Here is a 14315-nt window from a genome sequence, read left to right on the forward strand (position 1 = left end):
AGAGATCAGTTCTTTCTAAACCATATCCATACCCAATTTGCCCCTAATTTACCATAATTATTTGGTTTAGGTTTCATAAATATAAAGGACATTCTGTATAAGAAATTCGTTAGAGAATCTTGCTTAAATAGTTGCATAGCGGGGTATATTTCGATACTGTGTTAGTGTACTAGTACAGTGAGGACGTGTATCTGATGGAATATATCGAAAACATACCAATCTATTTACAAATTAAAGACTACTTGGAGGAAAAGATTATTACAGAGAGTTATTCACTGGGGGAACAAATGCCTTCAGTTAGGCAATTGGCCTTGGAATTGGCAGTGAATTCTAATACGGTTCAGAAGGCTCTCAAAGTAATGATCGAGGAGGGCGTCATTATTACATTACGTGGTAAAGGCAATTTTGTAACTGAGAATGCGGCAATAGTTGAAGAATTGAAGAATCAAATTGTTAGTGAGACCTTCGATTCAACGTACGACAAGCTACATTTATTAAAAATGAACAATCAGGAAATAACCAATAGTTTTTCAAATTACGTGAAGCAAAAGGAGAAAAATTTTGAGTAATGTATTGAAAATTGAAGAGCTCAATTATAAAAAAGGTGGCAAAAAGATTCTTGAGGATGTCAATTTAAAATTAGATAGTGGCAAAATTATTGGTCTCTTGGGTGAGAATGGTGCTGGTAAAACTACTTTGATGCGAATAATTGCCGGTGTTAATTCTGTTTCAGAAGGCGTTATAACGGTAAATGGAAATACTAAAAAAATTCTCATTAAAGAAAATGTTAGTTTGAGTGATCATCTTGATGGGTTTAAAGCTACTAACAAAATCAGTGAAATAGTACATTTTTATAATGCAGTTTATCAAGATTTCTCAATTACAAAGTATGAAGATATTGCTAATTTCTTAGGATTAGACATGACTAAGAAGTTAGCGGCACTGTCTACAGGTACCAGAGGAAAACTGGTTATTGCTTTGACATTGGCTAGATCAGCTAAATTGTATTTGTTGGATGAGCCTCTAAGCGGTATTGATAGTATTTCACGTAAAAAAATCATTAGCAGTATTATTCGCTGGAAAGACGATGATTCGACCATTATTATTAGTGATCACTATGTTACAGCTATCGCCAGTTTATTAGATGAAGTAGTAATTATTAAAAATCAAAAAATTAGAGATTTAATTCCGGTTGAGCAAATTCAATCTGACTATCATTTGGGAATTGAAGCATATTATGAAAAAGTTTATCTAGGGGAAATACAATGACAAGAATGCGAACCTTGAATAACCAATTATTCTTCAATCGTTGGAAGATGATTAATCTAGTGTTCCTAATTAATTTGATGGCCTTTGGTATCGTTATGTTAATAGATGTGGTATCTAACAAGATGACTTTCAAATTAGTTATGTTTGATAAATGGTATATGTATTATATGTTGCTTACTTTCGTTGCTTACCTTGTCACTTGGGTATTATTGGCGAAGGATAACGAGCAAGTACTTTTTAGTAGTAAATATCGGATGATTCCAATCACGGAATGGAAATTATATCTCAGTAATATGTTAAGTTCCCTTTTAGCATTGATTTACTTCTGGTTTTTAGAAGGCATAGTTAATACTATTTTTGGTTCCATTCAAGCAAATCATTTTTTAGTTGGTAATGCTTTAACTAGTATTTTATACACGAAAGCATATTATAAGCTACCTAATGTAGATATGACTGTCAGATCCTTTATTATAGGTTTTCTTTCGATTACTTTGGTTTGGAGCATTGTTACATTAGTACATTTTTTAATCAGTCTAATTTCTGACAAATTTGCTTTGAAAAAGAAGAGGGTTATTAAATATGTTTTATATTTTTTGATTACCTACATCTGTCTTATGATTTTCAATTCCACAGTGTCAGGTGTCTTCGTTTTAATGTATGGTGATGGTTTCAACGTTTTAGAAAAAATAAACAGTATGTTGCTGACTAGTATCTTTATATTTATCGGTTGGATCGTAGTTTTGACTTTAATAAATATCTATTTGTTAAAGAAACATATTGAGACGGATTATTAGGAGGCCAGTGATGAATAGTGCTTTAGGTGTAAGCAAACATTTAATATGGAATAAATTTAAGTTAATGAGTTTTATTTTGTTAGTTAATATCATTGAGTTGGTTCTATTAGTGCCCTTGGATTGGGGATCGATGTTTTTACAAAGTTATCCCTTAGGTAAAGTGATTTTTAGTTCACTGATAGTTTATTTGTTAGGGGCGTTATTCCTAATAAGGGAGAATGAACAGGTCTTTCTTAATAGCAAGTACAGTTTGATTCCTGTCACAGAGATAAAAATCTATTTTAGCAATTTGATTACAACCTTTTTAGCTTATTTATATTTTTGGATTTTAGAAACGAGTATTTTTTTAACAGCTTTTTGGATTATTGATAATGATAGTTTGATTTTTCATTTGCAAAGTATTGTAAAGATGGGACAAATTGATTTAATAATTAAAGCTATTACTATGTCCTTACTAGCAATCATATTAATTTGGACCTTAAGTACCTTTGTTCATTTGGTGTCACAATTGTTACCATTACAAAATCAGAAATTAACTACAGTCATTTTTTATTTGTTGGTCGCCGCGATGGTCTTTTATATTGGTTACATTAATATATGGAATTTAGATACCATGCGAGTTGATTGGTATATTGAAGTGAAAAATCATATTTTTGGTAGGACAGTGGGTTTTGATTTAATTGGAATAGTTGTCCTTACTGTTCTTAATATAATGATATTGAAAAAGTATAGTTCTATAAAATAATATTCGTTCATGATTAAGAAACCCTATATTGAGGTAATTATTTTATTTTCTGATGGGGAATAAGGTAATATGGAATCAATCTAAGAGAAAGGAAGAAATATATGTGAAGTTCAATAATGATTTTTATAAGAGTAAATATTTTTGGCTAGGATTGGTTGGAATTTCTTTCACTGCGGGTTTTCCATGGAGTAATGTCTGTTCAGTTCAGGGGATCTTTTACTTAATAATTATTGTTATAGGGGCTACATCAATGATCGGATCAGTTTTTAATTTCTCTAGATATTTTTCATAACGACTGCATAACGATGATGAATGCAGTAAAATGGAATTAATGAAAGAAGCTGATTCCATGAATGGAAAAATTATTGGTATTTTAGCAATTTTAATTGGAATTTGGCAAATAGCCATCGCTCAAAAAATGTATCAAGATATCAGAAGAACAGTTAAACAACCTAAACTGAGTATCTTTTTTGGAGTGACGGTTTGTCTAATTATCGGCGTTATATTCTTAATGATTGGCGGATCCTTACTGCGATAAAGTAAGTAGAGATTTTCAATCATCAGCGTGATGAATCTAGAATGATTCGTCACGTTTTTTTTATGCTTTGACAACCGATAAGTGCGTGCAAAAAAACCTGATTCGACAATATAATCTGGGTGTGATCAGGAAAGAATTGGAATTAAATTTTGAAAGAAGGTAATTTCTATGATCAAATTTGGTAAAAGAGTAAATTATAGACCCTTAATGATTAGTTTGGTTTTAAGCTTGTTGCCGGGATTCATAGTTTCAATGACGTTAAATAAAGTTGGTGGTTTGATATTGGGTGTCGCTATCTTCCTTATATCATTTATCGGCTATTACTTTAGAATTCTGCCGGTTCTTTTCAATTATTGGGAAGTTGGAAATGGATATGTTCAGTATATCGACCTAAACAGTAATTCAGAACGTTTTAAGGCTTTGTTACTACCATTTTCAATTCACGCGAAGACGATTGATTTTAATTCTATTAAGTCGGTAACTATTCAAGGCAATTTATCTGAATCAGAAGAAATGCCAATGGCAATTCCATATAGTGGCTATCTGGCCGTTATTACGGCAGTTCTTTCAATTATCCATAATCCAGTCGATATAACTTTTATATTGACCGATGGAACTGTAGTTACTGTTAGTGCTGCACGTGACTTGGCTTATGGAAAAGATAAAGCTATTGAAAAGTTAGAGGAAACATTTGATCAAATGTCAGTGGCTAAGATCAAGGTTATTGATCAAACCAATCATAAGGTTAAATTGATTTAAAGGATAAATTGAAGATCATTCTCGTGTCCTTAATGGTTATAATTTAATTAATGAAAAGGGTGTGGGAGAAGTGAATTTAGCCAAGAATATCGTTAAATATCGTAATAGAAATAAAATGTCGCAAGAACAGTTGGCTGGAGCTTTAAATATTTCTAGGCAGTCGATTTCCAAGTGGGAAACGGGTGAAAATTTACCCAGTATTGATAACCTGATTTCTTTAAGTGGATTGTTGGATATTTCTTTGGATGAGTTGATAACTGGGGAACCGTATCTCCATTTTCCATTCAACTATGGTAAACCCAAAAATCATTGGCCACAGATTATTTTAGTGATAGTAATGGTTATTTTTACGGCAAGTTTAACTACACTTTTTGGTAGAACTCCTTTAATAAAAATATTTGATATTATTTTTGGGATTTTAATTTCGTATACTTTTGTGACAAGAATGAGTTTTTATGATTTTAAGAGATATTGTAATTATTGGACTTTACAAAAAAGTGGAATCACTTACGCGGTAGATAGTGAAGACGATATTTCTTTTGGAAAAGATTTCCTTATGCCATTGATAGGGCTTTTGAATATACGTTCAACTAAATTCATATCGTATAAACAAATTAAGAGTATGGAAATATACCTAAAACTGTATGGATATAACCCTAGTAAGGAACTGACGTTAATGGGTGGTGCTGGTATTTCGGCAAGTTCCATGGTGGAACAGTTCGAGTTGAGAATAACTTTATTGGATGGTAAAAAAGTTAATTTGAATCTCAATCAGTATTATTGGAAAGACAGTAAGGAACGAAAGATGTTGGGTACGATTGTTACTTTTCTCAAGCGAAAGCATTTTGAATTCATTGATAAACAAGGAATTGCTGATCTTTTACGAGATGGTGATGGCAGTTTGACTCAAGAACTCTATGAACAACGAGATGAAAATTAAAAAAGAACGCTAATTTTAGCGTTCTTTTTGGTTACCACCATTTGATATAATTAATTTCTTTTTTTCGAATCTGGTAGCCATGTTTTTCATAAAATTGATGAGCAGATTCTCTTTCAAAACCGGAGACTAAACGGATTCCCAAGCTGCCTTCGGATTTGGCCCATTTTTCAGCGGTTTCTAATAAGGCTGAACCAATTCCGATATGTTGATATTGGTTATCAACGGCTAAAGTAATAACGTTCTTGAGACTTTGATGATAGGTGTTTTCATAATCACTCATCTGAATATATCCGACTACTAGTTCATCCTTGCAAGCCACGAATAATTTGCTATTAGGTAAAGATAGAATTTTGGCGACTTGGTTGATAGTTTCGTCTAATGGAAAATCATATTCTAGACTATCGCTATTGATACGGTGAATTGCTTTGGCATCATTAATATTTGCTTCTCTAACATTCATTTTCGGTCTCCCAGCTTGATAATATTTAGTTATGTCCCATCAAATAAATTGCTAAAACGACGAAGAAAGTAGAGATAATCTCTAAATACCAGATAAGAATTACCTCAGATCTAGGGAATTTATGATGAGTTCTCATGCCCGTACGAACTCCCTCAATCATTAAGGCGACAGGCGAATAGACACAAAGGGCAGTTAAACTAAAAGCAAACATGTTGACCCAAGCGTGACCGGCATTCTTTTGAACAAGGCTGAGTGAAAGTGTACCCATTAAAATAATCGTTGGAGCTACTTCAATTGTTTTACGCATAATCGTTTTCCCCCATAATATCGTTTATCCTTATTAGGCTCTCAATAGATATTTTTAGCAACCAATTTTGAACGAAAAATCAATTTGTTCTATACATCGATTCACACGACCATTAAATAGGTGGTTAAGGACAGAAATAAGATAGAGATTATGGCTAAATACCAAATGAGACGTAATTCGGAACGCGAAAATAATTTATATTTTTTCGCTCGAATAGTTTCTACTATTAAGGCTACGGTTGGATAAATACATAGTCCTAATAAACTAAAAGCAAAAGGATCAATCCATGAGTTTCCATCGGATCTTTGAATAAAGCTAAAGATTAATATGATAAACAGAATAAAAGTTGGACTAACTTCGATAATTTTACGCATGAGGATCGCCCTCTTGAGATAATTCTTCATTTTCACCGCTATTAAGCATCCAGAAATTTTTTTAAGCAAACTATATCGTTTAAAAAGTGAATTCGTTTTGTACATTGTTTAAAATGTAAAACATGTTATACTAAAAATGTAAAAAGAGTTTGACATTTTTACGGAGAATACAATGAAAAATATAATTAAACAAAAGCGAAAAGAATTGAAACTATCACAAGATGAGTTGAGTAAACTAGCAGGTGTGACTAGGCAAACTGTTAATGCCATTGAAAATGATAAGTATGATCCTTCTTTAAGCCTAGCTTTTCAGTTAGCCGCTATTTTACATATTCGAGTCGACGAATTATTCAGATTTGGAGATGAGCGTGATGACCAATACTAAAAAATATTTCTTCAAGAGAGCTATTTTAGTAACTCTTTTAGCAGTATTCTTTTTACTATGGTTATTGTCCAAAGTGACTTTGAAACAGGATCTATCACCAATTTTCTTTATATTGATAACCGTTCTTTTTATTTATCAACAAAAGCGGTTAGATAAAGGTGGCAGCACGAATATCTTTAAAATTGCCCGAGATGGTTTTCCTCAAGGGTTAAAACATGATGATGAACGTGAAGCCAAGAATGCTTTAACAGCTAGTTTCTTTAGTCAAAGATTTACGGCTGGTTTCATTGTTTTAGCAATTGGAATCTCATTGATTCTGACAAGCTATAAATTGATTGACGAAAGTATCTTTAATATCAATGCCTTTGGCATTTTAGGAACAGCAATATTGATAGTACAAGAGTGGAGTTTCTACTATGAATATAGCCGCTTGGACAAATAAATAATTAAAAAAATAAGAACGACTTCTATTAAGATATTCCAAACATATCTAATAGAAGTCGTTCTTTTAATTTATATTTTTAGTTCTTTCTTATTGAAATTATCCATATCGTTGATCAGCTTATTAACTTTTTCAATACTGCCAACGTAAACGCCACTAGCTAGTGGATGTCCGCCACCGCCGTATTTTTCAGCCATGCCGTTAATTGAAATTGACTTAGAACGTAAATTGACGCGGAAACGATTCAAATCTTTTTCGCTGACAACGATCCAAGTTTTAACTTTATCAATTCGACCAATTAATGGAACTGCGTGATCAAGTTCGCCATCGTCTAAATGGAATTGATCCAAAGTATCTTTACGAATCACAATGTAACCAAAACCGGAATCGGTTATCTGCAAGTTGTCTAGAATGTAGGCTTCCAATCTAGCCACTTGCAGAGACATCTGATCTTCTTGCAAACTGATTTTAGAAATATTGATCCCCGTTTTAGCTAATTTAGCAGAAGTAATCAATGTACGATAACTTGTCTCACCATTTAAGAAGCGAACAGTATCACCGATAATTCCTGAATATAGCTTGGCCGCAATTTCTTTAGTGAGATCGAATTCAGCAATCTCTTCAGTAAAGGAAAAAATCATTTCAGCACAACTAGAGAAAGTGTCGTCGACCCAATTCATATCACCGAAGGGATCAACATTGGGATGATGATCAATTTTAATGATTTCAGCGGCCTGTTTATAAGCACCATCATTGTCGATTCTTCGAGCATTGGCAGTGTCGACCGTGATAACCAAGGCATCTTTAAAAGTAGAGTCAGGAATATCCTGCATTTGACCAATCCAATTTAGAACTGGTAAATCAATTCCAGTGACATAAATATCTTTTTGAGGGAAGACTTCTTGAAGAATGGCAGCTAAGCCAGTTTGTGAGCCAATCGCATCTGGATCTGGATTACGATGTCTAAGGATAATAATTGTATTATACTGTTCAACCTTTTTTAAAATGTCATTGATCATAAGACTACACCCCAACGATTATTAAATTAATTATGAATCAAACTTACCTAAAATTAACCTTTGAACGTTAGATAAGTCAATAAAAAACTCTAAATAAAAGAATATCCTAAAGGATACTATATCACTTAGTCTAACGACGACTTACAAAAATGTAAGGAAATGTAAGAAGAATCGCACGACCCAAATTACCCGAGCAGTTATGATAGATATATCAAATGGAGGGAAGAACAAATGCAAAAAATTGTCGATGTACAAAACGTTGAAAAGATTTATGGAAAAGCTGGGGAAAAACAATTCAAAGCTTTGTCCGATGTTAATTTTGAAGTTAAGCCTGGCGAATTCGTTGGAATTATGGGTGCTTCAGGTTCAGGTAAAACAACTCTTTTAAATATCCTATCTACATTAGATACACCAACAAGTGGTCAAGTTGAGATTGCTGGTGAAGATATTACTAAATTAAATAACAATCAAATGGCTGATTTTCGTGCCAATAAAATTGGTTTCATTTTCCAAGATTTTAACTTGCTAGAAAATTTAACAGCCTATGAAAATATTGCCTTACCATTAGCTTTACAAAATACTGCTGTTAAAAAAATTAAACCAGCTGTTCAAAGTATTGCTGAAAAATTAGGTTTAACTGATATTTTAAATCATTATCCAACTGAATTATCAGGTGGTCAAAAACAAAGAGTTGCCGCCGCTCGTGCTTTGGTTCATGAACCATCAATCGTCTTTGGTGACGAACCTACCGGTGCTTTGGATTCTAAGAGTGCTAGAGCTTTACTAGATACTCTAACTAAGATCAACCGTGAAGATGACGTTTCAATTCTTTTAGTAACACATGACCCATTTTCAGCCAGTTTCTGTGATCGTATTTTATTCATCAAAGATGGTGAAATTGGTCAAGAACTAAAGAAGGAAGAGAATTCACGTGCTGAATTTTATCAAGAAATCCTAGATTCACTAGGAACATTTGCAGAATAGGGGAGGAAAATATGTTAAATAAATTAGCTTTGAGCGGAATTAAGCATCGTCTCCGTGACTACACCGTTTTATTTTCAGGTTTGATGATTGCATCAGCCATCTTCTATATGTTTATGTCTCTAGCAACTAATCAAGCCTTTCTAAGTTCTAATTCTCCAGCCGCTGCTACTAGCTTTATCTTCGGTTTCGGAATTGTTCTACTAGCAATTATCACGATTGTTTATGTTAATTACGCTAATACTTTCTTGTTGAGTATGCGTCAAAAAGAGTACGGGATGTTTATGATGCTTGGTGCCAAGAGTAGTAAGATCTCACGTATGATTTTCGTTGAAACATTCGCCATCGGTGCCATTTCAACCTTGATCGGTTCAGCTATTGGTGTTTTAGCTACAGGCTTTGTTGGTCGTTGGTTGATTAATTTACTAGATATGAAAGTTAAGCATTTTAGTAGTTTTTATTTACCAGCTTTACTTTGGACTTTGTTGTTCTTTATCATAATCTTTATGTTTTCCGCTATTAGAAATTCAGTATCTCTACGTCGTACTAAGGTTCTAACTTTATTAAATCGTGACAGCCAACCTGTCAAAATCAAACGTAACGGCGTTATGAAAGCAGTCCAAGCTTTACTTGGTTTAATCTTGCTTGCAGTTGGTTACTTCACCATGTACTTTTCTGGTCATAATCCTGGCTTTATCTATCTGGGTATTCCAATTGCCTTGGTAACAATTGTTGCTGGTACTTACTTTACAATCAATGCTTTCGTAACAGCTATTATTGTGATGCTAAAGAGAAACATCAAGTACTCACAAAAAGGTTTGAATAATTTTACTCTTTCACAATTAAGTTTCCGTATTAATGATTACACTAAGATCCTTTCAATGGTTTCAATCATGTTTGCTTTAGCTTTAGGTGCTATTACTGTTGGTTTAGGCTTCAATAACCAAATTGATAACGTCGTAAATGGTCAAAATTATTATGATGTGCAAGTAACAAATCCTAATGCTACACAAGAGAAAAATATTAAGCAATTGAGTATTCAAAAGAAGGATACTTATAACTTTAAATCTGATGGTAAAGATGTTTACTATCGTAGCAGTCAATTCAAGAGTCAACCAATTGGTTATGCCAACATGAATGTTGATACGATGATTTTCAAATTGAAGAAATCATCTAATCCTGCTAATAACTCTAATGCTAGATATGAATTAATGAATACACGTCTTCCAAAATATAGAACTATGGAAGCTAAGTTTGTTAGTGATGCTCAGTACGCTGCCATCAAAGGCCAAGAATCAACAACCGTATTGATTAAAACTACTTCGTTCAAGAATAATTTACCAACAATCAAACAAATTTCAAAAGACGAAATTAAACGTTTCCCAGAACTTAAAAATGCTGGTGGCGATAAGTATTCTGCTTATACACTAGTTAATGGCTTCTTCTCTGGACTAGAGTTTATGGGCTTCTTCTTAGGAATTGCTTTCTTAGCAATGTTAGCTAGTTGTTTGATGTTTAAGATTCTTTCTGGAGCTAATGGTGACGTTAAACGTTACAACATGCTTTATAAGATTGGTACAAGACAAAAAGTCTTACGTAGTACGATCAATAAAGAAATTGGTGTGTTGTTCTCAGTTCCAGCCATCTTAGGTATTATCCATGTATTAATTGGTTTACAGCTATTTGTTAAACTTTTGTATAAACCTTATACGAATATTGAGATACCATTCGCAATTTTCTTAGTTCTATATTTAGGCTACTACTTCCTAACAAGATATCTTTATAAGAAAATTGTTCTTAAATAGCAGTTTCAGTTCCTTCCGGGGAACTGCGATCGACGGGTATACACCTATCGATCGCAGCTTTCCGGAAACGGAAAGCACTTCCCCCCAATAAATAATTTCAATCGTTAGACATTTCTAACACCCTTAATAAAGTAGAGTAGGGATCACTCAACAAATCCTCAAATCTACAATTCAAAAATAGCAAAGTCACGATGGTGATTTTGCTATTTTTTTGCGAATTTTGTCCAAAAACGTCTTGCTCGAAAAAAAAATATTCTAATCTCTTTATATTATTTATGGATATGATAACATTAATCTAATGGTATTTTGAAACTATATTTTAAGAAACACAATGTCCAATAGTAATTTCACAAAAGAAATATTAGTTGCCAAAATAGAAAATACAGATTAAAATTTTCTTAATAAACAAAAAGAAAATTTAACAATAAGGAAAGGGGAACTAAATTATGTCAATGATTGAATTCCGCGACGTGCAAAAATATTATGGAAATTTCCACGCATTGAAAGATATCAATTTAAAAATTGATAAGGGGGAAACCGTTGTATTAGTTGGTCCCTCTGGATCAGGTAAAAGTACACTGGCTCGTACAGTCAATGGTCTAGAAACAATTCAAGAAGGACAATTGATCGTCAATGGCCGTGATATTTCCGACAAGAAGACTGATATTAACCGAATTAGAAAAGATGTAGGGATGGTTTTCCAACATTTCAATCTCTATGCTAACAAGGATGTACTAGAAAATGTGATGTTGGCTCCAAGAACTGTTTTAAAGCTTAACGAAGAAGAGAATAAGAAAACAGCGATGGCTTTATTAGACCAAGTTGGCTTGGCTGACAAAGCTCATAACATGCCTTCACAAATCTCTGGTGGTCAAAAACAACGTGTTGCGATTGCTAGATCACTGGCTATGAAACCTCGTTGCATGCTATTCGACGAACCAACAAGTGCCCTAGATCCAGAAATGATTGACGATGTATTAGGTGTTATCAAATATGTTACTAGTCAAAGTGATATGACATCATTGATCGTTACTCATGAAATGGGCTTTGCTCAAGAAGTTGCGAACCGTGTTATTTTCATGGACAACGGCCAGATTCTTGAAGATGATCCAACAGATGTTTTCTTCAAGCAACCAACTAATGATCGTGCAAAGCAATTCCTAAGTAAAATTATCCAACATTAAGGGGGAATTAATGATGAAACGTCTAAAATATCTAACTCTAATTATCACTTCATTGCTCCTAGTGTTGGTTCTAAGTGGCTGTGGTTCAAAACCACTGTCAGATCAAAATGTTCTAACTAACGCTAAAGAAAGTAAAACTATTACTTGGGGTGTTAAAGCTGATACAAGATTGATCGGTTTGGTCGATGTAAAAGATGGCAAGGAAAAGGGATTCGAAATTGATTTAGCCAAGGCTATCACTAAGAAAATGTTAGGCAAGGATGCTAAGGCAAAGTTTGTTACAGTTACTTCTCAATCCAGAATTCCGCTATTGAAGAATGGTAATATCGATGCCATCATCGCTACAATGACCATAACGCCGGAAAGACAAAAAACGATTGATTTCTCTAACTCATATTTTGATGCTGGACAGTCAATCCTAGTCAAAGAGAATTCACCAATTAAAAAAGTTGAGGATTTGAATGATAAAACTATTATCGGTGTAGTTGGTTCTAACTCAGTTGAAAATGTTAAGAAGTTTGCCCCAAAAGCTCGAGTATTACAGTTACCTGATTATGCCCAAGCTCTAACAGCTTTGAAGTCAGGTCAAGGCGATGCTTTAACAACCGATAACGTTATCTTAGCTGGTATGGCCGTAAACAATCCCGGTTATGTCTTAAGAGGTAAGGCCTTTACTACAGAACCATATGGTATCGGGATTAATAAAGGTCAAAAAGATTTTAGAGAGGCTATCGATAAAGCCTTAAGTGAAGTAGAAAAAGATGGTACTTACAACAAATTAATCATGAAGTGGTTTGGTAATGTACCTGGATTCAATTACAAGGAGGTGCTACGTCATGATTAATCTTTTAACTCATAATTGGAACTCCTTTATCACTGGATTCGGTTGGACTGTTTTATCCAGTGTGTTGGCTCTGTTCTTCAGTTTAATTATTGGTTCGTTAGTAGCCATCCTTGAGGTACTTCCGAATAAGTTTTTAAGAATCATTGGAAAAATTTATGTGGAGATTTTCCGTAATATTCCACTGTTAGTTATTACAATGTTTTTCTATCTAGTTATTCCGCTTTACGTAGTCAAAATTAACGGCTTCACAGCGGGAACAATAGGTTTAACGATTTATACATCAGCCTTCATCGCTGAAACAGTTAGAGCTGGTATCAATTCGGTTGATATCGGTCAGATGGAAGCTGCTCGTTCGCAAGGGATGACTTTTTGGCAAGCTATGCGTTATATCGTTTTACCACAAGCCTTCAAGTTAGTAATTCCACCATTGGGTAATCAATTTGTTAATTTGGTTAAGAACTCTTCAGTTCTAGCCTTCGTAGCCGGGTTCGATTTGATGTATCAAGGAAATGCGATTGCATCGCAAACTTTCGACACAGTTAATACTTATTTGATTGTCGGATTGTTTTACTTGATCATAACTTTACCAATCAGTTACTACATGCAATATCTCGAAAGAAAATTAGCTTAGGAGGAGAACATTATGCAAAATTGGATGAATGCTTATTCATGGGTCAACATCAGATTTCTTCTCCAAGGTTTGGAAGTCACGATTTTGATCTCCGTTATATCGGTGTTACTGAGTTTTATTATCGGCTCGGTTTTGGGAATCATTCGTTATTCGAAAATTCGCTACGTTTCCAAAATTGTCGGAGTAATCATTGATGTAATCCGTAATTTACCATTGCTACTGATTATCTTCTTTGTTTACTTCGGTTTACCAGCCTTTGGGTTTAAGCCAGATACGATTCCAGCCGCAATTTTAGCGATGACCGTCTTTGAATCAATGATGATTGCTGAAATTATTAGATCAGGAATTATGGCGGTTGATATTGGTCAAATGGAAGCCTCTCGATCAATGGGAATGACTTATATTCAAGCAATGTGGCACGTTGTTTTACCACAAGCCTATAAGAAAATGATTCCAGCAATGGTTAGTCAATTTATTTCTTTGATCAAGGATACTTCTTTGGCCACAATCATTGTGGTACCAGAATTAATGCAACATGGACAAGTAGTTTACGGACAAAATCCAAATTACATTATTCCTGTCTTTGTCATGATGGCTCTAATGTACTTCGTGGTCTGCTACGCCTTGTCTTTATTGTCCAAGTATATTGATCATAAAATGGCTTAATTTAAATTATTAGTTGACAGAATAAAAAAAGCCGTTTATAGTGAGTGTCAATCAAATAAACAAATATAAGTGTCTGAATCAAGTAGTGATGTATCTGGGCGTAAGAAAGCCGGTGGTTGATGCGAACCGGTCAGGATGCATTTATGAAATACCAGGCATGACTTGGTTTTCC

The 14315-nt window shown here is 33.9% G+C and carries 18 protein-coding genes; 15 read left to right on the forward strand and 3 right to left on the reverse strand.

Going from position 1 to position 14315, the window contains the following annotated elements; translation table 11 throughout:
- Positions 1–194: 194 nt before the first annotated feature.
- From ATN92_RS00415 to ATN92_RS00445, 7 genes are all read left to right on the forward strand, one after another.
- Positions 195–569 (forward strand): GntR family transcriptional regulator, encoded by a 375-nt coding sequence (locus tag ATN92_RS00415; RefSeq protein ID WP_056950883.1) that lies wholly within the window; start codon positions 195–197, stop codon positions 567–569.
- Complete coding sequence (locus tag ATN92_RS00420; protein ID WP_056950885.1) at positions 562–1269, forward strand: ATP-binding cassette domain-containing protein; 708 nt, start codon at positions 562–564, stop codon at positions 1267–1269. Before ATN92_RS00415 ends, ATN92_RS00420 begins: the two co-directional genes overlap by 8 nt.
- Entirely contained in the window at positions 1266–2063 is a 798-nt protein-coding gene (locus tag ATN92_RS00425) for a hypothetical protein (protein ID WP_056950887.1), read from the forward strand. Before ATN92_RS00420 ends, ATN92_RS00425 begins: the two co-directional genes overlap by 4 nt.
- 10 nt (positions 2064–2073) lie before the next feature.
- The gene (locus ATN92_RS00430; protein ID WP_056950889.1) at positions 2074–2808 is read left to right on the forward strand and encodes a hypothetical protein; all 735 of its coding nucleotides are present in this window, start codon (positions 2074–2076) and stop codon (positions 2806–2808) included.
- A 322-nt stretch (positions 2809–3130) separates the two neighbouring features.
- A complete protein-coding gene (locus ATN92_RS00435; RefSeq protein WP_056950893.1) occupies positions 3131–3346 on the forward strand; it encodes a hypothetical protein in 216 nt (71 codons plus the stop codon).
- Positions 3347–3514: 168 nt separating this feature from the next.
- Complete coding sequence (locus tag ATN92_RS00440) at positions 3515–4105, forward strand: hypothetical protein (RefSeq protein ID WP_056950894.1); 591 nt, start codon at positions 3515–3517, stop codon at positions 4103–4105.
- 70 nt (positions 4106–4175) lie between these two features.
- The gene (locus ATN92_RS00445) at positions 4176–5045 is read left to right on the forward strand and encodes a helix-turn-helix domain-containing protein (protein ID WP_056950896.1); all 870 of its coding nucleotides are present in this window, start codon (positions 4176–4178) and stop codon (positions 5043–5045) included.
- 31 nt (positions 5046–5076) lie between these two features.
- On the opposite strand, the gene ATN92_RS00450 is transcribed toward ATN92_RS00445, so the two are convergent.
- Complete coding sequence (locus ATN92_RS00450) at positions 5077–5505, reverse strand: GNAT family N-acetyltransferase (RefSeq protein ID WP_056950897.1); 429 nt, start codon at positions 5503–5505, stop codon at positions 5077–5079.
- Between the two features lie 25 nt (positions 5506–5530).
- Entirely contained in the window at positions 5531–5812 is a 282-nt protein-coding gene (locus ATN92_RS00455; RefSeq protein ID WP_056950900.1) for a LasU family protein, read from the reverse strand.
- Between the two features lie 546 nt (positions 5813–6358).
- On the opposite strand from ATN92_RS00455, the gene ATN92_RS00460 reads away from it, so the two are divergent.
- Both ATN92_RS00460 and ATN92_RS00465 read left to right on the forward strand, forming a co-directional pair.
- Positions 6359–6571 (forward strand): helix-turn-helix transcriptional regulator, encoded by a 213-nt coding sequence (locus ATN92_RS00460; protein WP_056950903.1) that lies wholly within the window; start codon positions 6359–6361, stop codon positions 6569–6571.
- Positions 6558–7013: a hypothetical protein gene (locus tag ATN92_RS00465; RefSeq protein ID WP_056950906.1), complete on the forward strand. Its 456-nt coding sequence runs from the start codon at positions 6558–6560 to the stop codon at positions 7011–7013. The genes ATN92_RS00460 and ATN92_RS00465 overlap by 14 nt, the downstream gene beginning before the upstream one ends.
- A gap of 71 nt (positions 7014–7084) precedes the next feature.
- Here the strand turns inward: ATN92_RS00465 and ATN92_RS00470 are convergent, their stop codons facing one another.
- Positions 7085–8032, reverse strand: a complete 948-nt coding sequence (locus ATN92_RS00470; protein WP_056950908.1) for a DHH family phosphoesterase — start codon at positions 8030–8032, stop codon at positions 7085–7087.
- Positions 8033–8263: 231 nt separating this feature from the next.
- Between ATN92_RS00470 and ATN92_RS00475 the strand changes: the two genes are divergently transcribed.
- From ATN92_RS00475 to ATN92_RS00500, 6 genes are all read left to right on the forward strand, one after another.
- Entirely contained in the window at positions 8264–9016 is a 753-nt protein-coding gene (locus tag ATN92_RS00475; protein WP_056950910.1) for an ABC transporter ATP-binding protein, read from the forward strand.
- 11 nt (positions 9017–9027) lie between these two features.
- Positions 9028–10818, forward strand: a complete 1791-nt coding sequence (locus ATN92_RS00480; protein ID WP_056950912.1) for an FtsX-like permease family protein — start codon at positions 9028–9030, stop codon at positions 10816–10818.
- A gap of 446 nt (positions 10819–11264) precedes the next feature.
- Entirely contained in the window at positions 11265–12002 is a 738-nt protein-coding gene (locus ATN92_RS00485) for an amino acid ABC transporter ATP-binding protein (protein ID WP_056950914.1), read from the forward strand.
- 13 nt (positions 12003–12015) lie between these two features.
- On the forward strand, positions 12016–12846 hold the full coding sequence (locus ATN92_RS00490; protein WP_087721286.1) for a glutamate ABC transporter substrate-binding protein: 831 nt from the start codon (positions 12016–12018) through the stop codon (positions 12844–12846).
- On the forward strand, positions 12839–13477 hold the full coding sequence (locus ATN92_RS00495) for an amino acid ABC transporter permease (protein ID WP_056950918.1): 639 nt from the start codon (positions 12839–12841) through the stop codon (positions 13475–13477). The genes ATN92_RS00490 and ATN92_RS00495 overlap by 8 nt, the downstream gene beginning before the upstream one ends.
- Positions 13478–13489: 12 nt before the next feature.
- The gene (locus ATN92_RS00500; protein WP_056950920.1) at positions 13490–14143 is read left to right on the forward strand and encodes an amino acid ABC transporter permease; all 654 of its coding nucleotides are present in this window, start codon (positions 13490–13492) and stop codon (positions 14141–14143) included.
- Positions 14144–14315: the final 172 nt, after the last annotated feature.

Source organism: Companilactobacillus bobalius, from assembly GCF_009764355.1.